Origin of the sequence: Pseudogulbenkiania sp. MAI-1 (assembly GCF_000527175.1) — a bacterium.
GTDB lineage: Bacteria > Pseudomonadota > Gammaproteobacteria > Burkholderiales > Chromobacteriaceae > Pseudogulbenkiania.
Genome location: NZ_AZUR01000001.1, coordinates 2,442,395 through 2,461,114, shown reverse-complemented (window position 1 = coordinate 2,461,114; position 18,720 = coordinate 2,442,395). Strand labels below are relative to the sequence as shown.

Here is an 18,720-nt window from a genome sequence, read left to right as displayed (position 1 = left end):
CCGAAGCTGGCACCGTTCTTGCGCTTATGCACCAGGAGCTCGGCGTCCGTGACAGTCGCGCAGTGCGCCGACGAGAGGCTCCGGCAATACGTTCGCAAAGGAGGACGAGAGACATGGAAACGACATCAGACCGCCTGCTCTGGATGTACCGGACGATGGTGGAGATTCGCGAATACGAAGAGACCATGGCCAAGGTGTATCTGGAGGGCAAGCTGCCGCCCAAGATCCAGAAAGGACTGGCCTTCGATATCGGCGCCGGGCCGGTGCCCGGCGAGATGCACCTGGCGGCGGGCCAGGAGCCGGTGGCGGTGGGCGTGTGTGCCCACTTGCGCGACGAGGACAGTGTGGTCGGCGCGCACCGCCCGCACCATTTCGCCATCGCCAAGGGCGTGCCGCTGAACGAGATGACCGCCGAGATGTTCGGCAAGGTCACCGGGCTCGGGCGCGGCAAGGGCGGCCACATGCATCTGTTCGACCCGGCGCACAAGTTCAGCTGCAGCGGCATCGTCGGCGCTGGCGCGCCGCAGGCCTGTGGTGCGGCGCTCGCCGCCAAGAAGCTCGGCAAGGACTGGGTGGCGATCGCCTTCTTCGGCGAGGGTGCAGCCAACCAGGGGGCTTTCCACGAGGCGCTGAACCTGGCCGCGCTGTGGAAGCTGCCGGTGGTGTTCGTGTGCGAGGACAACAAGTACGGCATCTCGGTGGAGAAGGGCGATTCCACCGCCATCGCCAGCAACGCCGACCGTGCCGCCGGCTACGGCATGCCGGGCGTGCTGGTGGAGAAGAACGACGCGCTGGCGGTGTTCGAGGCCGCCGGCGTCGCCATCGACCGTGCACGTCGCGGCGAGGGGCCGACGCTGATCGAAGTCAAGACCGACCGCTACTACGGCCATTTCCAGGGCGACCCGGAAACCTACCGTCCCAAGGGCGAGGTGAAACAGCTGCGTGAACACGACCCGATCCCGGCGCTGGGCGCTGTGCTGCGCGAGCAGGGGCTGCTCGACGATGCACGCGATGCCGAACTGCGCGAGGCGATCAAGGCTCGGGTGCAGGCGGCGTTCGACTTCGCGCGCCAAAGCCCTTACCCGGAAGTGGCGGAAGCGTACCAGCACGTGTTCGTCGATTAAGTCAGCGCAAAGCGAGGAGAGAGACTATGACTACGCAACAGAAGACCCGGACGCTGACCATGGCGCAGGCGATTGCCGAGGCGATCGGCCAGGAGATGGAGCGCGACGCGCGCGTGTTCGTGATGGGCGAGGACGTCGGCAAATACGGCGGCATCTTCAGCGCCACCACCGGCCTTTACGAGCGCTTCGGCAAGGAGCGCATCATGGATACGCCGATTTCCGAAACCGCCTTCATGGGGACCGCCATCGGTGCCGCCGCCGAGGGCCTGCGCCCGATCGCCGAACTGATGTTCGTCGACTTCTTCGGCGTCTGTTTCGACCAGATCTACAACCATCTCGCCAAGAACACCTACATGGCGGGCGGCAACATCAAGCTGCCGGCGGTGGTGATGACCGGAATCGGCGGCGGCTACAACGACGCCGCGCAGCACTCGCAGTGCCTCTACGCCAGCTTCGCCCACATGCCCGGCATGAAGGTGGTGGTGCCGTCCAACGCCTATGACGCCAAGGGCCTGATGATCCAGGCGATCCGCGACGACAATCCGGTCGTCTACTGCTACCACAAGGGCATCATGGGGCTGTCGTGGATGTCCTACTTCGAGGGCAGCACCAACGAAGTGCCCGAAGAAGCCTACGCCATCCCCTTCGGCAAGGCGCGCGTGGTGCGCGAGGGCTCGGACGTCACCATCGTCACCCTCAGCCAGATGGTGCAGAAGGCGGTGCTGGCGGCCGAACGCCTGGCCGAAGAGGGCGTCAGCGCCGAAATCATCGATCTCAGAACCATCGTCCCGCTCGACTCCGACACCGTGCTCGCCTCGGTCGCCAAGACCGGACGCCTGCTGGTGGCGGACGAGGATTACCTGCACTTCGGCCTCTCCGGCGAGATCGCCGCGCTGGTGGCCGAGCACCTCGACACCATTCGCCTCAAGGCGCCGGTGCGCCGCCTCGCGGTCGACGCCGTGCCGATCCCGTTCAGCCGCCCGCTCGAACAGCACGTCATCCCGCAGGTCGACGGCATCGTCGCCGCGGTCAAGGCGCAACTGGCTACCCCCATTGGACACTGAAAGGAAACGACATGATCGACATCATTCTGGATGACGCGGCCTGGGCCGACGTGGAAGAGGGTACCGAGGCGCTGGTCGACGAGTGGAGCGTGGCGGTGGGCGACCGCGTCGCCGCCGGCCAAGTGCTGGGGACGGTGGAACTGGTCAAGACCAGCCACGAGCTGATGGCCCCCGCCGATGCCACCGTGGCGGCGGTCAAGGTCGCGGCGCAGGAAACCTTTCCGCGCGGCGCGGTGCTGATCGTGCTGGAGGACTAGGCGATGGTCACCACGCTAGAGACCGATCGCCCCGCCACGAAGAGCCTCCCGCTCACCGGCCTGCGCGGCGCCATCGCCCGCAACATGAGCCAGGGTTGGCAGGCCCCGCGCGTGGCGATGTGGGCCGAGGTCGACGTCACCGCCTGCCAGCTCAAGCGCGCCCGGCTGCTGGCCGAGCAGCCCGGGCTCAAGCTGACGCTGACCGCCTTCGTGCTGCGCGCCCTGGCACTGACGCTGCGCGAGCACCCGCACCTCAACGCGCTGATGCGCGACAAGGAAGTCGAGCTGGTCGACGACATCAACCTCGCCCTGGCGGTGAGCGTGCCGGGCGGATTGATGGCGCCGGTGATCCGCCAGGCCGACACCATGTCGGTACTGGAACTCGCCGCCGAATCGCGCCGCCTGGCCGAAGGCGCGCGCAGCGGCAGCCTCGGTGCCGGTGCCTTCCAGCGCGGCACCTTCACCGTCACTAACCTCGGCATGACCGCCATCGACGGCTTCTCGCCGGTGATCAACCCGCCGCAGGTCGCCATCCTCGGCGTGAGCCGGGTGATCGACAAGCCGGTGGTGCGCCACGGTGCCATCGTACCGGCGCCGCTGATGGGGCTGAGCCTGGTGTTCGACCACCGCGCCGTCGATGGCTACCCGGCAGCACTGTTCCTGGGCGATCTCAAGCGCCGCCTGGAAAGCGCCGAGGAGCTCTAGCCATGACCGCGCCGCTCACCCTGGACATCGTCACCGCCGCCGAGGAGCAGGCCTGGAACCGGCGTCACCTGGCCGAAACGGTGACGGTGCCAGCCCTGCGCTTCTGGGGCTACCGCGAGCCGGCGCTGGTGCTGGGCTGCTCTCAGCGCCGGCTGGTGTCGCCCGAGACGGTGCGCCAACGCACCGGGCTCGAGCTGGTGGAGCGCGATGCCGGTGGCGGCGCGGTGCTGGTCGGACCGTGGATGCTGAGCGCCTCGATCCTGCTGCCGCCCGGGCACCGTTACGCGCAGCAGCCGCCGGCCTTGAGCTACCACTGGCTGGGCGAGGCCTACCGCGCGGTGCTGGCTCGGGCCGGCATCGCCAGCGAGGTGCTCACCCCGGCAGCGGCGCGCCAGCGTCTGGCCGCAGGCGGCGCCGGCCCATCCTGGGCCTGCTTTGCCGGCTTGTCGCCGGGCGAGGTGGTGGTGGGGCGGCAGAAGCTCGTCGGCCTCGCCCAGGTGCGGCGGCGCACCGGCGTGCTGTTCGTGGCCGGGCTGCTGTTGTACCGGCCCGACTGGGAGCGGCTCGTCACCGCACTCGGCCAGCCGCCGGGCGACGTCGCGGCGCTCGACGCCGTCACTACCTCCTGCTCAGACCAACTGGGCACCGTGCCCGCACCGCTGCCGTTGCTGGACGCGCTGGAGCAGGCGCTCTGGGCGGCGCTGGATCGCGCGCCCCTCGATTGAATCCTCTCAACTGATCTGGAGGTCTTTATGAACACCTTGCCGCAACAACCCGCCGCCAACGCCGAAGCGGCGGCCGACTCGGTGCTCCTCAGCCGGCGCCGCTTCCTGCAGGGCAGCGGTCTCGCCGCGCTCGGCGTCGCCGCCGTGCCCTTGAGCGGGCTTTTGCTGTCCGGCGAAGCGTCGGCCGCCGCCTTCACCACGCTCGGGCCGCAGACCGCCCGCACGCTGGTGAAAATGGCGCGCGACATCTTCCCGCACGACAAGCTGGCCGACCGCTTCTACCTGCAGGCCATCACCCCCTACGAGCGTGCCGCGGCGCGCGACCCCAAGCTCAAGAGCCTGCTGGTCAATGGTGTCGCCGCACTCGACGCCGCGGCGAAGCAGCGCTACGGCAAGCCCTACGCCGCGCTCGCCAGCGAGGACGAGCGGGTGGTGCTGCTCAAGGCCATCGAATCCGGCCCCTTCTTCCAGAGGGTGCGCGGCGACCTCGTGACCGGGCTCTACAACAACAAGGCGCTGTGGCCGCAGTTCGGTTATGAAGGCTCATCCTGGGAGAAGGGCGGCTACCTGCATCGCGGTTTCAACGATATCGACTGGCTGTAAATAGCCAATGAGCACAAGCCGGCGCTCACGGGGCGACCGGCATGCCGAGGAGACAGAAGCAATGGCAACGCAATTCCGTTTGGATGATGACCAAGTGGTCGTGATCGTCGGCTCCGGTGCCGGCGGCGGCACGCTCGCCAACGAACTCGCGCAAAAGGGCGTCAAGTGCGTGGTATTGGAGGCGGGCAAGCACTATCAGCCCGACCAGTTCGAGAACGACGAGTGGGCGATGTTCAACAAGATATCCTGGCTGGACAAGCGCATCTCCGCCGGCGGCTGGCATCACACCAAGACCTACCCCAATCTGCCCGCCTGGATCGTCAAGGGAGTGGGCGGCTCCACCGTGCACTGGGCCGGGCTCGCGCTGCGCTTTTTGCCGCACGATTTTCGTAACAAGTCGACCTACGGCCACGTCGAAGGCGCCAACCTGCTCGACTGGCCCATCAGCTACGCGGATCTCGAACCTTATTACTTCCGCGCCGAGAAGAAGATGGGCGTGGCCGGCAGCGAGGCCAGCGGCCTGCCGCTCCTGCCCGAGAACAATCACTACAAGGTGATCGCCGCCGGGGCGCGCAAGGTGGGCTACAAGCAGATCGTGCGGCCGATGGCGATCAACTCGCAGGTGTACGACGGCCGCCCCGGCTGCCAGCAACTGGGCTTCTGCATGCAGGGCTGCAAGATGACCGCCAAGTGGTCGACGCTCTACACCGAAATCCCCAAGGCGCTTGACACCGGCAAGGTCGAGCTGCGTCCGCAGAGTATGGTGTTGAAGATCGAGCACGACAAGGCGGGCAAGGTCTCGGGCGTGGTCTACGTCGACAAGAACGGCCGCATGCAGCGCCAGGCGGCGCGCGTGGTGTGCGTGGCCGGCAACTCCATCGAATCGCCGCGCCTGCTGCTCAATTCGGCGTCGTCGATGTTTCCGGACGGGCTCGCCAACTCGTCGGGACAGGTCGGGCGCAACTACCTGACCCACACCACCGCCGCCGCCGTGGCCATTCACCAGAAACCGGTGCACATGTACCGTGGTACCGCGCTCGCGGCGGTGATCTCGGACGAGGCCGATCCCAACCCGGCGCGCGGCTTCTTCGGCGGCTATCACCTCGAGGGGCTGTCGCTCGGCCTGCCGTACACCGCGGCTTTCATGAAGCCGGGCGGCTGGGGACGTGACGTCACCTCGGCCTTGGAAATGTACGACCACATGAGCTGTGTCTGGGTGTGCGGTGAGGACCTGCCGCAGGAGCAGAACGGCATCACCCTGCATCCAACGGAAAAAGACCAGTACGGCCTGCCGGTGCCCATCGTCAGCAAGACCGACCACGCCAACGACGCCGCCATCCGCCAGCACGGCCTCACACAGTTCCGCAAGGTGTCCGAGGCGGTCGGCGCGACCCGCGTCATCGACATGCCGCCTTACCCGGCCAGTCACAATATGGGCACCAACCGCATGAGCGCCAAGGCGCGTGACGGTGTGGTCAATAAATGGGGGCAGGCACACGACATCAAGAACCTGTTCATCTCCGACGGCAGCCAGTTCACCTCCAGTTCGGCGGCCAACCCGACGCTGACCATCGTCGCGCTGGCGATCCGCCAGGCCGAGTACATCGCGGGGGCGATGCAGCGCAAAGAGCTCTGACCACTCCCACACCTGGGTCATCCTCCCCTTGTCGTGGTGTTTGGGCGCCTGCTGGGGCGCCTTTTTTTCCATGAAGAGAGCGGCTGGGGCTGCAAGCCGAGGGGAGAGGATGGCTATACTGCACTGCAAGGCCCGCGCTATGAACGGGCCGTGACGTGGCAAGCGAAGAAGACCCCCGGGCGGTTCAGCCCATGCGCCCTGTGCGCACAAGCGAGGGGTATCCCTGGAGGAGAACGGATGGCAAACCTTTCCGAGCGGCAGCACATCGAGCGTGTGCTGGCGGTCGCCACCCAGAACAGCGTGCTGAGCCAGGACTCGTCGGCCTACGACCTGATCAAGCGCTCCTGGGCGCGCTGTGTGCACGACTACGGCCTCGATCCGGCCGAGCGTCGCCGTGCCCGCATCCTGACGGCGCACGAGCTGCGCGATCACCGCGAGCAGTCCGAAGACTTCCTGCACGTCGCCCGCGCCGGCATGGAGCAGCTCTACAAGCGCGTCTCGTCGCTGGGTTACGTGCTGCTCCTGACCGATGCCCAGGGCGTCACCATCGACTACATCGGCAACGATGCGCTGGAGAAGGATCTGAAACAAGCCGGCCTCTACCTCGGTGCCGACTGGAACGAGGAACACGCCGGCACCTGCGCCGTGGGCACCTGCATCGTCGAGCAGACGCCGCTGACCTGCCATCGCAGCGACCATTTCGACGCCACCCACATCAGCCTGAGCTGCAACTCGGCGCCGCTGTTCCAGCCCGACGGCGAATTCATGGGCGTGCTCGACGTCTCCATGCTCGCCTCGCCGCAGGCGCGCGAGAGCCAGCACCTGGCCCTGCATCTGACCCTTCTCTACGCGCAGCTGATCGAGGACGCCAACTTCCTGCGCCACTTCGCCAACCGCTGGATCCTGCGTCTGGGCACGGCGGCGGCACTGGTCGACGTCTGCGGCGAACTGATGCTGGCCTTCGACGCCGACGGCGTCGTGGTCGGCGCCAACTCGGGGGCCCGCAAGCGGCTCGGCCGGGCGGGGCAGGACGATGCCGGCCTGATCGGCCACCTCTTGACCGACATCTTCCGCTGCACGATGGACGACATCCGTCAGCTCACCCGCACGCCGGCCCTGGGCGATGCCGCACTGCTGTCGACCTTCGACCACGCTATCTTCCACGCCTCGGTCACGCCGCCGCGCATCACCCCCCGTCCGGCAGTCTCCGCCTCGGCCCGCGACAGCACACCGCTGCCGGCCTGCCCGGCGCTCGACCGTCTGGCCGGCGACGACCGGCAGATGCAGCGCATCCTGGAACAGTCCAAGCGCCTGGTGAACAAGGGGGTCAACATCCTGATCCACGGCGAGACCGGTACCGGCAAGGAAGTGTTCGCCAGGGCCCTGCACGAATCGAGCGAACGCTCGGCGCGGCCCTTCGTCGCCGTCAACTGCGCCGCCATCCCCGACACCCTGATCGAAAGCGAACTGTTCGGCTATGCCCCCGGCACCTTTACCGGGGCGCGCAGCAAGGGCATGAAGGGCCTGATCCAGCAGTCCGACAAGGGCACGCTGTTCCTGGACGAAATCGGCGACATGCCGCTGCACCTGCAGACGCGGCTGTTGCGGGTGCTGTCCGAGCGCGAGGTGCTGCCGCTGGGTGCCGACAAGCCGGTGCGCGTCGAGCTGACCGTGGTGGCGGCGTCGCACCGCGACCTGCGCAAGCTGATCGCCGCTGGCCAGTTCCGTGAGGATCTCTACTACCGGCTGTGCGGCGCAACGCTGTTCCTGCCGCCGCTGCGCGAACGCCAGGACAAGCGTTACCTGATCGAGCGAGTCTTTGCCGAGGAAGCGGCCCAGTCCGGCCAGTCGCCCGTCCTCGCCGACGAGGCATTGGCCTGCCTGCTGGACTACCCGTGGCCGGGCAACGTGCGGCAATTGCGCAACGTACTGCGTTTTGCGCTGGCGCTGTCGGATGGTGTCAGCGTCGAAATCGGCGACCTGCCGCATGAGTTGGTGGAAGGGGGAGCGCTGGTCGAGGCAGCAGCCCCAGCCGTGCCGCCGCCAACGCCCATGCCGGAGCAGGATGAAGGCGGGGCGCTGCTGGCGGCGCTCAAGCGCCACAAGTGGAACGTCACCGCGGTGGCGGCCGAACTGGGCATCTGCCGCGCAACGGTCTATCGCCACATCAAGAAGTTCGGCATCATCTCGCCGCTCGATTCCTAGCCAGCGTGCAATGCGAGCAGGGTCCTACTGGAACGCCACTTCCGCAAAGCTGCGCAGCTTGCGGCTGTGCAACTGGTCCACGCCCTGTTCGCGCAGCAATTCCATCGCCCGGATGCCGATGCGCAGATGCTGATCGACGCGCGCGCGATAGAAGTGATCCGCCATCCCCGGCAGCTTGATTTCCCCGTGCAAGGGCTTGTCGCTCACGCACAGCAAGGTGCCGTAGGGCACCCGGAAACGGAAGCCGTTGCCGGCGATGGTGGCGCTTTCCATGTCCAGCGCCACGGCCCGGCTCTGGCTGAAGCGGCGTTGGGGCTGGTTGTCAGGCAGCAGCTCCCAGTTGCGGTTGTCGGTGCTGGCCACGGTGCCGGTGCGCATGATCCGCTTGAGCTCGGGCCCCTGGAGCTGCGAGATGTCGGACACCGCCGAGGCCAGCGCCAGCTGGATTTCCGCCAGGGCGGGGATCGGCACCCATAACGGCAGGTCCTGATCGAGAACGTGATCGTCCCGCACATAACCGTGCGCCAGCACATAATCACCGAGCTGCTGCGTCTGGCGCAGACCGGCGCAGTGGCCCAGCATGATCCAGGCGTGGGGGCGCAGCACGGCAATGTGGTCGGTAATGGTTTTGGCATTGGCCGGGCCGATACCGATATTCACCATGGTGATACCGCTATGGTCGTCGCGCATCAGGTGGTAGGCCGGCATCTGCGGCAGGCGCGGCGGTGCCTTGCCTTGCTCGTCACCGGCTTGGGCGGCGCACCCCTTGCGGCGCGTGATCACGTTGCCGGGCTCGACGAAGGCGGTGTATTCGCTGTTGGGGTCGGCCATGCACTCGAGGCCGAGACGGATGAATTCGTCGATGTAGAACTGGTAGTTGGTGAACAGCACGAAGTTCTGGAAGTGCTCGGGCACGGTGCCGGTGTAATGCCTCAGGCGATGCAGCGAATAGTCGACGCGCGGCGCGGTGAAGAGCGACAGCGGCTGTGGCTCGCCGCTGCGCGGCTCGTGGGTGCCGTTGGCGATGCCATCGTCCATCGCGGTGAGATCCGGCAGATCGAACAGGTCGCGCATCCGTTCCCGGCGCTCCGGGCTCAGGCTGCCCTCGAGGTGATCGCTCTCTGCGAAAGAGAAATGGATGGGGATCGGTTGTGAACTGCTGCCGACTTCCAGGGGTACGCCGTGGTTTTGCAGCAACAAGGTGAACTGCTCGAGGTAATACTCCCCGAACAGGTCTGGTCGGGTCAGCGTGGTTTCGAAGCGGCCCGGCCCGGCCACGAAGCCGTAACTGCGGCGTTTGCTCTCCATCGGCTTCAGCCGCGACACGGTGCCGGTCTGGATACGGACGAAGGGGTAGCAGGCCCGTACATGGCCGGGCAAGTCTTCCCCATCGACAAAGCGCTGCATCGACTCGCGCAGGTGGGCGAGGCTGTTTTCGTAAATGTGGCGAACCTGGGCCAGCGCGGCGGCGGGGTCATCGTAGCGCGAGGGGGGGATGAACGTGGGCAGATAAGACATGGCGATTATCCAGGAAGCATGTTCGGGCTTTGCGGCTTCGGCCCCTCCGTCGCTGGTATTGAAGCGTAGCAACCAGGGAGTCGATGAAGGAGCCATCGGCCCCTGCGCCGGGCGACGTCTTCGCTTTCGATTATTGGGCAAAGCCCCCGCCACGACAACTGAGGACAGTAGCGGGGGAGAGGCGCCGCTGGAGTTGGCCGTGGAACACCGCAGCAGGTAGAGGGTGAGGAAGTCGAACAGCGAACTCACTGGTCCTGGCGTCAGCAGCTCGAAGGCGATAGCGGGAGCCTCATCGGCAGGCAGCAGATTCCATATCGTATATAGTGGTGACCGGCCGGTTTGCCACACGCATGTCCACGGTCTCCAGGCTGACGTAGTGGTTGAAAGAGAGGGCTGCCGCGCCGCCCTACCCAAGCGGAATACACAATGAAAACGAAGCCAAAGCCACGACTCTCTTTGCGCCCTCCCTTCCTCTCCACGCGGTACGTCGCGACGCTCCTCCTGCTTGCCGTCACCGCCCTGTATGTCCCGGCCCGGCTCTATGAATCGGCCCATCCGTTTTGGGGCTACCTGCGCGCGTTTGCCGAGGCGGCAATGGTGGGTGCCCTGGCTGACTGGTTTGCCGTTAGCGCGTTGTTCCGCCGTCCCTTGGGACTCCCCATTCCCCATACGGCGGTGGTGCCGCGCAACAAGGAGCGCATCGGCACGGCCTTGGGCGGGTTCATCGAACGCAATTTCCTTGCTGCCGACATGCTGACGGCCAAGCTGGAAAGAATCGACTTTGCCGCGCTGCTGGCCGATTGGCTGGATCAGCCGCGCAACCGGGCCAAGGTCGCCGATTACCTGAGCGAGATGCTGCCGGGGATGCTGGATTCGGTAAAGGACGAGCAAGTCCGGCGGTTCATCTTCAAGAACGTCAGCGAGCGCGTCCGCCGTTTCGAAGCGGCCCCTCTGACGGCGGAGATACTGGGGATGCTCACCGCAGAAAATCGTCATCAACTGCTGATTGACGAAATGCTTCGTCAAGTCGCCGCCCTGCTCAAGGAGAACGAACCCCTGATCAGGGAAAAGGTGAGCGCCCGGACGACATGGCTGTGGCGGCAATTGTCGGTGGACGACAGGGTGGCGACACGGATCATGGAGGCGGCGGAGGAGGCCCTCACCGATCTGGCCGACGACGAGCAGCATCCGTGGCGGCTACGTTTCGACCAGACCGTTCGGGATTTCATCCAGGAACTCAGGACATCCCCTGAATATCGGGAAAAAGCCGATGAGATCAAGGAGCAGTTGCTGCGGCATCCTGCGGTGCAGGAATATCTGGATGGATTGTGGCCGGAAATCAAACGCGCTATCCAGGCCGATGCAGGCAAGCATGCCTCCGCTCTGCGGGCCCGGCTGCGCAAGGGGTTGGCCATGATGGCCCGGGGCCTGCTGAACGATCATGGCTTGAGAACCCGATTGAACGCGTGGACCCTGGGGATCATTCTCGAGGTGGTGGATTCACGCCGGCATGAGGTTGCCAAGCTGATCGCGACCACCGTGCGCGAATGGGACCCCGACACCATGGCATCGAAAATCGAACAGGAGATCGGGGACGATCTCCAGTATATCCGGATAAACGGAACCCTCATTGGCGGCTTGGCCGGATTGATGATCCACGGTATTTCCCAGTTGGCTTTCTAAGCTTAGGTGTCCGGCACCCTAACTGGTCGTTTGGGGCACGCCTGATTCGACGATCAGATTCCGGCGCAACCGGGTAGGTGCTTGGCCTGTACCCCTGTCAGATGCTGGCGAGGGCTTTTCTTTCCTCCCACAGCTTCTGCACATAGGGGTCTGACACGCAGTAGCTGCCATGCCCGCTTCTCATCACCAGGTTTTCCGCATACAGCGTGTTCAGGATCTGCTGCACCTCGCTGGTACTCACGTCCATCCCAAGCTCTTCCTGGTAGCTGGTCAGTGCTTCTGCCGAGTACAACCCTTTCACGCCGCTCCGGCTCTTTGCGATGCGATCGAACACCACCATGGCCAAGCTGCCGAGCTGCTCGAGCTTGCTGATCTCTACGTCGGCCAGCGATGACTTCAGCGTCTGGGTAATGATCGGGAAAAACACGTCCGCATCCTGCCCGGGCTGCAGCTGGATCACCTGCCGCAGCGCCTTCATCAGTTCTTCCGGCCGATGGCCCAGCGTCTCGAACCCGGCGACCATCACGTCCAGTGCCGGCAGGTTGGGGTAGTGGGCCTCTTCCAGCCGCTGGCGAAGGAACTCGACGTAATCGCGGCCCAGCAGCGGGAAATCCACCGAGCTGGCGCCCAGAAAGGCCTGGTTCCGGTTGATCACCAGCTCCTGCACCTTGGCCCGGTGCGAGCCGGTGCCGATGAACAGGAAATGGCCCGGCGTGTTCTCGCGGCCATTGACGGCATCGCGCGCCGCCTTCATCGCGGTCAGCATCCGGTTGCCTTCATCGGTGCTGATGGCGTGCTGTACTTCATCCACGATGATGACCACATCCGTGTGCGCCTGGTCGACAACATGACAGAACGCACTCGCCAGCGTGGCGCCTTTTTCGGTGCCCAGGCTGTCCAGGCTGATGCCTAGCTTGAAGCCGGCGGCGCCGAGGTCGATGCCCTTCAAACGCTTGAGCTTGGCCAGCAGGGACGATCCGGGGGTCTCGAGCTCCTGCAGCTTGGACTTGATGGCGTTGTGTACCAGCGTGGCGGGGTTGGCTTGAGGATCGGACCAGAGGTCCACATAGATCACGATGGCGCCACGCTCTTCCAGGATGGGGATCAGGTCTTGCTTCAGGAAGGTGGTCTTGCCGGTCCGGCGCTGGCCGGAGAGAAACAAGCCCGATCGCAGGTTGGCATCCAGAATACCCGGGTTGAGCAGTTGGTCTGCCATCTGGCGTGCCAGCTGGGCACGGCTGAAAAACGTCGAGGTGCTCATCGCGGTGGCTCTGTGATTATTCAGAATTATGGGATTCCAATAATTATATTTATCCCGTAAAAATGAGTAAAACAAGTTCCACTCGTTACCGGCGTCACGGTGAAGGTGTTTCTGCGGCGCAGACGACACCTACACCGCGTCAGCCTTTTTTGAAACTGATCGCCACCGAGTTGATGCAATAACGCTCCCCCGTCGGGAGCGGGCCGTCATCGAAGACGTGGCCCAAGTGGGCGTCGCAGCGGGCGCAGCGCACCTCGGTGCGGATCATGCCGTGCAAGCGGTCTTCGATGCGGGTGATGCTGCCGGGAACGGCCTCCTCCCAGAAGCTGGGCCAGCCGCAGCCGGCGTCGAACTTGGTGTCGGAGTGGAACAGCAGCGCGTCGCAGCACACGCAGTGGTAGTCGCCGCTGTCGCGGCGGTAGTAGTGCTCGCCACTGAAGGGGCGCTCGGTGCCGGCCTGGCGGGTGACGCGGTACTGCTCGGGCGTCAGCTGGGCGCGCCACTCGGCGTCGCTCTTGACGATCTTGTCGGTCATGGTGGGCTCCTGTGTCAACATCGCTGCAGGGTTGGTCCGGCCATCGCAGCCTCAACCTGTTGGGGCATGCTTGGTGTCCACTGCCCCCGTTGGTCGACTGACGGCGCCGGGGCTTACAGCAACTCGTCCAGCGAGCCGCTCAGATGGCCGCGGTCCGCCCATTTCTCCAGCTGCCATTCGCCGCGATGATGGACCACCCAGTTGAAGGCGGCGTTGGGGATGGGGAAGTCGCGCGGTTCGGTCAGCGGCTTGCCGGTGGCGATGCGGTAGACCATGTCGAGCACGCCGCCATGGGTGACGACGAGCAAGGATCGGCCGGGGTGTTCGGCCACGGCATTATCCAGGAACGCCTGCACCCTGACGTTGAAAGCATGCAGGCTCTCGCCGCCCTCGGGGACCTCGTGCGGATCGCGGTCGCGGTGGCGGCGATACGCTTCGGGCAGGATTTCGCCGGCCTCGTGGTAGGTGAGCCCCTGCAGGTGGCCGTAGTGGCGCTCGCGCAGCAGCGGGTCCAGGCTGATGTCCAGCCCGGTGACCAGGCCGATCGGGGCGGCGGTCTGGCGGGTGCGGGCGAGGTCGCTGCAATAGAGCGCGTCGAAGCGCTGGTCGAGGGCGGCCAGGGCCTGGCTCAGCGCCCGGGCCTGCTCCAGACCGGTGGCGTTGAGCGGAGTGTCGATCTGGCCTTGCAGGCGGCGTTCGCGGTTCCAGTCGGTTTCGCCGTGGCGCACGAAGCAGAAGCGGGTCAGCGGGGCGGAGTTCATCGGCTGATTGTACCAGCCCGGCACGCTTTCGGGTCAGCCCAGCGCCAGCCACAGCCCGAACGGCACGAAGGCCAGGCTCGCCAGGTTGCCGATCAGCACGATCGAGGCCATCTTGCCCGGTTCCTGCTGGTAGATCTCCGCCATCATGAAGTTGAGTACCGCAGGCGGCAGCACGCCGAACAGGTAGACCAGCCCGGTCTGCTGCGGCGACAAACCGAGCAGCGGCACGATGGCGGCGGCGGCCAGGAGTCCGCTCAGGGGACACAGCGCGGCGCCGAGCAGGCCGATCTTCCAGTCGCGCAGGTTAGCGTCGACCATGCGCACACCCAGGGCAAACAGCATCAGCGGAATCGCGGCGTCGCCCAGCATCTTCAGGCCGATCATCACCCCGTCGGGCAGATGCCAGCCCGCCAGCGCGAATACCAGTCCCAGCAGGGTGGCGAGCACGATGGGGTTCTTCAACAGCCCGCTGAAACGGGTGTGGCGACTGAAGATGAAGGCACCCAGCGTGAAGTGCAGCAGGTTGGAGACGACGAACAGCACCACGAAGGCGTTGAAGCCGGCGCGGCCGAAGGCGAGCAGGGCCAGCGGCAGGCCCATGTTGCCGCAGTTGTTGAACATCGACGGCGGCAGCAGGGTGCGCACCTGGTTGCCGGTGGCGCGAGCCACCGGCCAGGCCAGGAGGCCCGACAGCGCGACCACCCCGGCCGCCGCCGGCAGCAGCTTCCATTGGCTGACGAGGTCGAAATCCTTGGCGGCCAGGGCGGAGAACACCAGGAGCGGCACGCAGACGTCCATGTTGAGCGTGTTGACGGCGCGCATGTCGGGACGCATCTTGCGGCCGTAGAGCCAGCCGATCAGCACGATGATCAGCACAGGCAGGATGATGGTGACGATACGCGCGAACATGGTGGTCTACAGAGGTGGGTGATCGTTATTGTTGGTCAAAAGGCTTGACCTGCCAAGCAAGGGTAAACCCTTGATGGCGGTGTTTCGGCCAACCTTGGAGCAGCCCGTTCCGGCGGAAGGGGTCAGAGGATGCCGACGCCGGAAATCTCGCGCGCCAGATTGGCGGCGTAGTTGTCGGTCATGCCGCCGACGAAATCCAGCACTTTCATGTAGGCCAGGTAAGGCGTGTCCTTGTCGCTGAAGGGCGTTTCCGCCATCAGGCCGAGCGCCAGCGTGTGGCGCGCCGATAGCCGTTCACCCCGCACCTTGGCCGCCACCGCCGGCACCAGCACGTCGAGCAGTGTGGAGAGGCAGGGGAAGGACGCGATTTCGGTGACCAGCTTGGTGCGGTGCCGGTAGACCTTCTGGCTGGCGAGTTTCTTCGCCTCGAGCAGCGTGTCGCGGATATCGGGGGCGCACACGTCGATCAGGTCCTTGCCCTGGAAGGCGCCGGCCAGGAGCGTGTCCTGATGCAGCATGAACTTCTCCGCCACTTCGGCCACGCAGCGGCCGATCGCCATGCCGCGCAGCATCGCACACTTCTGGCGTACCGAGGGCGTGCTCCACAGCTTGTCGACTTCGGCGAACTTGGTGAACAGCTTCTCGAACTCGGAATAGTCGAGGATGCCGATCTCGACCGCGTCCTCCAGGTCGAGGATGGCGTAGCAGATGTCGTCGGCCGCCTCCATCAGGTAGGACAGCGGGTGGCGCGCCCATTGATCGGGGCCGCGCTCGATCAGGCCGAGTTCGGCGGCAATCTGGCGGAAGTAGGGCAGCTCGGTCTGGTAGATGTTGAACTTGTCGCGCAGGTAGGCGGGCTCGGCGCTGGAGGTCCACGGGTACTTGATCAGCGCACCGATCGCCGCGGCGGTCAGGCGCATGCCGCCTTCGCCGGCGTACATCTCGAGCGTGGCCAGCATGCGCAGACTGTGCGCGTTGCCCTCGTAGGTCTGCACGTCGCGCTGCTCGGCCGGGCTCAGGCCTTCCAGCAGCGGTGCATGGCGCTCGTCGCGGAACCAGTCACGCAAGGCATCTTCACCGGTGTGGCCGAACGGCGGGTTGCCGATGTCGTGGGCCAGGCAGGCCACCTGGACCACCGCGCCGATGTCGTGCGGGGTATAGCCGGCCGGCAACTGGCCAGCATGCTGCATCATCACCCCCACACGGTTGCCGAGACTGCGCCCGACGCTGGCCACCTCGACGCTGTGCGTCAGACGGTTGTGGGTGTGGTCGTTCTGCGCCAGCGGGTGCACCTGGGTCTTGCGCCCCAGGCGGCGAAAGGCGCTGGAGAACACCACCCGGTCGTGGTCGATGTGGAAGTCGCTGCGCAACCCGGACGCGCCCTCGCTGGTCGCCGGGGTGCGGGTGGGCAGCACGTCGCCGTCGATCTGCTTGAAGCGCCGGGCCGACAGCAGGTGTTCCCATTTCATGCGTGATGGCTTGGTCATGACAGTGTGCGCGCAGTGGTTTGCCATGATCATAACAGTTTGCCGCGGCCTAACGCAGTGGTGGCTGCGTTGCTGGCCTGGTCGGATCCCGGCGCTCGGATCGGCCGGCGGGAGCGAGCCTGCCGGCGAGCATGGTGCAAGGGGCCGTGCTTGGATTATGCTTAGGGCACGTCTCCTCCCTGGAAATCGCATGACCGCTTCCGTTCGTGACCTGCTTGCCACGCTGGTGGCGTTTGATACCACCAGCCGCCATTCCAACCTCGAGCTGATTCGCTGGGTGCAGCAGTACCTGGATTCGTTCGGCGTGTCGTCGCGGCTGACCTTCAACGCCGACGGCAGCAAGGCCAACCTGTTTGCCCAGATCGGTCCGCCCGATCTGCCTGCCGTGGTGCTGTCCGGCCATACCGACGTGGTGCCGGTCGATGGCCAGGCGTGGCAGACCCCGCCGTTCGAGCTGATCGAACGGGACGGCAAGTTGTACGGCCGGGGTTCGGCCGACATGAAGGGCTTCATCGCCTGCGTGCTGGCCAAGGTGCCGTTCTTCCTGGAACTGGCCGAAGCCGGCCGGCTCACGCAATCGGTCGGCATCGCGCTGTCGTACGACGAGGAGGTGGGCTGCCTCGGCGTGCGCGGCCTGATCGACGACTTGCAGCAATCCGGCGTCAAGGTGGCCGGCTGCATCATCGGCGAGCCGACCGAGATGAAGCCGGTCATCGCGCACAAGGGCATCGCCCATTACCGCTGCCGCGTCGGCGGGCGTGCGGCGCACTCCTCGCTGACGCCGTTCGGCGTCAACGCCATCGAGTACGCCGCCCGGCTGATCATGCATATCCGCAAGCTCGCCGACACCGAGGCGTCGTTCGGTCATCGGCATGCCCTGTACGACGTACCGTTCACCACGCTGCAGACCGGCACCATCCAGGGCGGCACCGCGCCCAACATCGTGCCCAAGGACTGCGAGTTCGTGTTCGAGTGCCGCTGGCTGCCCGGCGACCAGCCGGAACGCTACGTCGACTCGGTGCGCGACTACGCCTCCAGCCTGCTGGAGGAGATGCGCACCGTGGCCGAGGAGAGCGACATCACCATCGAGCCCACGGTGTATTGCCCCGCCTTCGAGGCCGTGCCGGAGAGCGCGGTGATGCAGTACGTCGAAACGCTGACCGGCTGTTGCCAGGGGGAGGGTGTGGCCTACGCCACCGAGGCCGGACTGTTCCACGAGGCGGGCATGCCGAGCGTGGTCTGCGGGCCGGGATCGATCAAGCAGGCCCACCGTCCCGACGAGTATATCGAGCTCGACCAGCTGTACGCCTGCAGCGAGTGGCTGGCCAAGCTGGGCGACTTGCTCAGCGCACCGGCGGCCGCTAGGGACTAGCCAGTGGCAAGGGAGGGCGGCAGAATGCCGGCTTCCCGGCCTTCGCCGCTCTATTAGACCTTGATCTTGCCGCCGTCAGGCGGCATTCCTGAAGACCGCCATGACCGATCACGCCGTTGCTCCCAAGCGCATCACCCTGTTTGCCGACCCTGCCGTCGAGCCGTCCGTCGATTACCCGCGTCCGGATCGGCTGCTGTCCGGCAATCCGCGCCGCCTGACTTGGAGCCATTTCGAGAACCCGACCGGGGAGGTGAGTGCCGGCGTCTGGTCGTGCGAGAAGGGCGCCTGGCGTATCGCCTTTGCCGACAACAAGGATGAATTCTTCGCCGTGATCGAAGGCCATGTCCGTCTGCACGAAGCCGACGGGCGGACAGTGGATGTCCACGCCGGCGAGGCGGCCGTCATTCCCGCCGGCTTTACCGGTGTATTCGAGGTGGTCGAGCCGGTGCGCAAGTATTTCGTGGTGGTCGAGCGCCAGCCGGCTCAGGCCTGATCCGGATCACCCTGACTGGCGGCCGGGGGCGGCAGCAGGCAGAAGTGGTTCACATCCTGTGTCGGTTTTTCCAGCAGCAGCACGATGGCGGTGTTCAATGCGCCGAAGGACCAGGCGATCAGGAAGAACACCGAATAGGCCGTCAGCTTGTCCTCGAACAGCTGGGCGCCGTGCAGGCTGAGTTCGTAGGGGTCGAAAATCGAAAAGAACATCATGGTGGCGAAACCGGCGATCAGGAACGACGGCCAGAACAGCAGGATGGCTCTCTTCATGATGGCAACTCCCCTTGGACAAGGCCGGCCGAAGTCCGGCCAACCTTTTTCAGCCTAGCCAGCATCCGCACCAAAAGCAAAAACCGCTCGTGAATCACGAGCGGTTTGGC

18 protein-coding genes are annotated in these 18,720 nt (G+C 65.6%); 11 read left to right on the top strand and 7 right to left on the bottom strand.

Going from position 1 to position 18,720, the window contains the following annotated elements; translation table 11 throughout:
- Positions 1-113 precede the first annotated feature (113 nt).
- The 8 genes from PSEMAI1_RS0111435 to PSEMAI1_RS0111400 all read left to right on the top strand — a co-directional run bounded on the left by PSEMAI1_RS0111435 (position 114) and on the right by PSEMAI1_RS0111400 (position 8,319).
- Entirely contained in the window at positions 114-1,124 is a 1,011-nt protein-coding gene (locus tag PSEMAI1_RS0111435) for a thiamine pyrophosphate-dependent dehydrogenase E1 component subunit alpha (RefSeq protein ID WP_024303009.1), read from the top strand.
- Between the two features lie 26 nt (positions 1,125-1,150).
- On the top strand, positions 1,151-2,188 hold the full coding sequence (locus PSEMAI1_RS0111430) for an alpha-ketoacid dehydrogenase subunit beta (protein ID WP_024303008.1): 1,038 nt from the start codon (positions 1,151-1,153) through the stop codon (positions 2,186-2,188).
- Positions 2,189-2,199: 11 nt separating this feature from the next.
- A complete protein-coding gene (locus tag PSEMAI1_RS0111425; protein ID WP_024303007.1) occupies positions 2,200-2,445 on the top strand; it encodes a biotin/lipoyl-containing protein in 246 nt (81 codons plus the stop codon).
- A gap of 3 nt (positions 2,446-2,448) precedes the next feature.
- Positions 2,449-3,150 (top strand): dihydrolipoamide acetyltransferase family protein, encoded by a 702-nt coding sequence (locus PSEMAI1_RS0111420; RefSeq protein WP_024303006.1) that lies wholly within the window; start codon positions 2,449-2,451, stop codon positions 3,148-3,150.
- A 2-nt stretch (positions 3,151-3,152) separates the two neighbouring features.
- Positions 3,153-3,875 carry a ligase gene (locus PSEMAI1_RS0111415; RefSeq protein WP_024303005.1) on the top strand — a complete coding sequence of 241 codons (723 nt, stop codon included), beginning with the start codon at positions 3,153-3,155 and terminating at the stop codon, positions 3,873-3,875.
- A gap of 27 nt (positions 3,876-3,902) precedes the next feature.
- Complete coding sequence (locus PSEMAI1_RS0111410; RefSeq protein WP_024303004.1) at positions 3,903-4,478, top strand: gluconate 2-dehydrogenase subunit 3 family protein; 576 nt, start codon at positions 3,903-3,905, stop codon at positions 4,476-4,478.
- Between the two features lie 61 nt (positions 4,479-4,539).
- On the top strand, positions 4,540-6,114 hold the full coding sequence (locus PSEMAI1_RS0111405; RefSeq protein WP_024303003.1) for a GMC family oxidoreductase: 1,575 nt from the start codon (positions 4,540-4,542) through the stop codon (positions 6,112-6,114).
- A 237-nt stretch (positions 6,115-6,351) separates the two neighbouring features.
- Positions 6,352-8,319, top strand: coding sequence for a sigma-54-dependent Fis family transcriptional regulator (locus PSEMAI1_RS0111400; RefSeq protein ID WP_024303002.1), 1,968 nt, complete (start codon positions 6,352-6,354; stop codon positions 8,317-8,319).
- Positions 8,320-8,343: 24 nt separating this feature from the next.
- On the opposite strand, the gene PSEMAI1_RS0111395 is transcribed toward PSEMAI1_RS0111400, so the two are convergent.
- Entirely contained in the window at positions 8,344-9,837 is a 1,494-nt protein-coding gene (locus PSEMAI1_RS0111395; protein WP_024303001.1) for an AMP nucleosidase, read from the bottom strand.
- Between the two features lie 426 nt (positions 9,838-10,263).
- Between PSEMAI1_RS0111395 and PSEMAI1_RS0111390 the strand changes: the two genes are divergently transcribed.
- Positions 10,264-11,520 carry a DUF445 domain-containing protein gene (locus tag PSEMAI1_RS0111390; protein ID WP_024303000.1) on the top strand — a complete coding sequence of 419 codons (1,257 nt, stop codon included), beginning with the start codon at positions 10,264-10,266 and terminating at the stop codon, positions 11,518-11,520.
- 97 nt (positions 11,521-11,617) lie between these two features.
- Here PSEMAI1_RS0111390 and PSEMAI1_RS0111385 read toward each other — a convergent pair whose 3' ends face one another.
- The 5 genes from PSEMAI1_RS0111385 to PSEMAI1_RS0111365 form a co-directional block, all read right to left on the bottom strand.
- The gene (locus PSEMAI1_RS0111385) at positions 11,618-12,781 is read right to left on the bottom strand and encodes an AAA family ATPase (RefSeq protein ID WP_024302999.1); all 1,164 of its coding nucleotides are present in this window, start codon (positions 12,779-12,781) and stop codon (positions 11,618-11,620) included.
- 139 nt (positions 12,782-12,920) lie between these two features.
- The gene (msrB, locus tag PSEMAI1_RS0111380) at positions 12,921-13,316 is read right to left on the bottom strand and encodes a peptide-methionine (R)-S-oxide reductase MsrB (RefSeq protein WP_024302998.1); all 396 of its coding nucleotides are present in this window, start codon (positions 13,314-13,316) and stop codon (positions 12,921-12,923) included.
- A 113-nt stretch (positions 13,317-13,429) separates the two neighbouring features.
- On the bottom strand, positions 13,430-14,077 hold the full coding sequence (locus tag PSEMAI1_RS0111375) for a histidine phosphatase family protein (RefSeq protein ID WP_024302997.1): 648 nt from the start codon (positions 14,075-14,077) through the stop codon (positions 13,430-13,432).
- A gap of 33 nt (positions 14,078-14,110) precedes the next feature.
- Positions 14,111-14,986, bottom strand: a complete 876-nt coding sequence (locus tag PSEMAI1_RS0111370; RefSeq protein WP_024302996.1) for an AEC family transporter — start codon at positions 14,984-14,986, stop codon at positions 14,111-14,113.
- A 122-nt stretch (positions 14,987-15,108) separates the two neighbouring features.
- On the bottom strand, positions 15,109-16,455 hold the full coding sequence (locus PSEMAI1_RS0111365) for a deoxyguanosinetriphosphate triphosphohydrolase (RefSeq protein ID WP_024302995.1): 1,347 nt from the start codon (positions 16,453-16,455) through the stop codon (positions 15,109-15,111).
- A 208-nt stretch (positions 16,456-16,663) separates the two neighbouring features.
- Between PSEMAI1_RS0111365 and argE the strand changes: the two genes are divergently transcribed.
- Both argE and PSEMAI1_RS0111355 read left to right on the top strand, forming a co-directional pair.
- Positions 16,664-17,845: an acetylornithine deacetylase gene (argE, locus tag PSEMAI1_RS0111360; protein WP_024302994.1), complete on the top strand. Its 1,182-nt coding sequence runs from the start codon at positions 16,664-16,666 to the stop codon at positions 17,843-17,845.
- A 100-nt stretch (positions 17,846-17,945) separates the two neighbouring features.
- The gene (locus PSEMAI1_RS0111355; RefSeq protein ID WP_024302993.1) at positions 17,946-18,338 is read left to right on the top strand and encodes a cupin domain-containing protein; all 393 of its coding nucleotides are present in this window, start codon (positions 17,946-17,948) and stop codon (positions 18,336-18,338) included.
- Here PSEMAI1_RS0111355 and PSEMAI1_RS0111350 read toward each other — a convergent pair.
- Positions 18,329-18,610, bottom strand: a complete 282-nt coding sequence (locus PSEMAI1_RS0111350) for a hypothetical protein (RefSeq protein WP_024302992.1) — start codon at positions 18,608-18,610, stop codon at positions 18,329-18,331. The two genes, PSEMAI1_RS0111355 and PSEMAI1_RS0111350, sit on opposite strands and share 10 nt — an antisense overlap.
- Positions 18,611-18,720: the final 110 nt, after the last annotated feature.

Bases quoted from the DNA above. Each gene is read 5' to 3' on its own strand.
- PSEMAI1_RS0111435 (WP_024303009.1), top strand. From the start codon at position 114: ATGGAAACGACATCAGACCGCCTGCTCTGGATGTACCGGACGATGGTG.
- PSEMAI1_RS0111430 (WP_024303008.1), top strand. From the start codon at position 1,151: ATGACTACGCAACAGAAGACCCGGACGCTGACCATGGCGCAGGCGATT.
- PSEMAI1_RS0111425 (WP_024303007.1), top strand. From the start codon at position 2,200: ATGATCGACATCATTCTGGATGACGCGGCCTGGGCCGACGTGGAAGAG.
- PSEMAI1_RS0111420 (WP_024303006.1), top strand. From the start codon at position 2,449: ATGGTCACCACGCTAGAGACCGATCGCCCCGCCACGAAGAGCCTCCCG.
- PSEMAI1_RS0111415 (WP_024303005.1), top strand. From the start codon at position 3,153: ATGACCGCGCCGCTCACCCTGGACATCGTCACCGCCGCCGAGGAGCAG.
- PSEMAI1_RS0111410 (WP_024303004.1), top strand. From the start codon at position 3,903: ATGAACACCTTGCCGCAACAACCCGCCGCCAACGCCGAAGCGGCGGCC.
- PSEMAI1_RS0111405 (WP_024303003.1), top strand. From the start codon at position 4,540: ATGGCAACGCAATTCCGTTTGGATGATGACCAAGTGGTCGTGATCGTC.
- PSEMAI1_RS0111400 (WP_024303002.1), top strand. From the start codon at position 6,352: ATGGCAAACCTTTCCGAGCGGCAGCACATCGAGCGTGTGCTGGCGGTC.
- PSEMAI1_RS0111395 (WP_024303001.1), bottom strand. From the start codon at position 9,837: ATGTCTTATCTGCCCACGTTCATCCCCCCCTCGCGCTACGATGACCCC.
- PSEMAI1_RS0111390 (WP_024303000.1), top strand. From the start codon at position 10,264: ATGAAAACGAAGCCAAAGCCACGACTCTCTTTGCGCCCTCCCTTCCTC.
- PSEMAI1_RS0111385 (WP_024302999.1), bottom strand. From the start codon at position 12,781: ATGAGCACCTCGACGTTTTTCAGCCGTGCCCAGCTGGCACGCCAGATG.
- msrB (WP_024302998.1), bottom strand. From the start codon at position 13,316: ATGACCGACAAGATCGTCAAGAGCGACGCCGAGTGGCGCGCCCAGCTG.
- PSEMAI1_RS0111375 (WP_024302997.1), bottom strand. From the start codon at position 14,077: ATGAACTCCGCCCCGCTGACCCGCTTCTGCTTCGTGCGCCACGGCGAA.
- PSEMAI1_RS0111370 (WP_024302996.1), bottom strand. From the start codon at position 14,986: ATGTTCGCGCGTATCGTCACCATCATCCTGCCTGTGCTGATCATCGTG.
- PSEMAI1_RS0111365 (WP_024302995.1), bottom strand. From the start codon at position 16,455: ATGAAATGGGAACACCTGCTGTCGGCCCGGCGCTTCAAGCAGATCGAC.
- argE (WP_024302994.1), top strand. From the start codon at position 16,664: ATGACCGCTTCCGTTCGTGACCTGCTTGCCACGCTGGTGGCGTTTGAT.
- PSEMAI1_RS0111355 (WP_024302993.1), top strand. From the start codon at position 17,946: ATGACCGATCACGCCGTTGCTCCCAAGCGCATCACCCTGTTTGCCGAC.
- PSEMAI1_RS0111350 (WP_024302992.1), bottom strand. From the start codon at position 18,610: ATGAAGAGAGCCATCCTGCTGTTCTGGCCGTCGTTCCTGATCGCCGGT.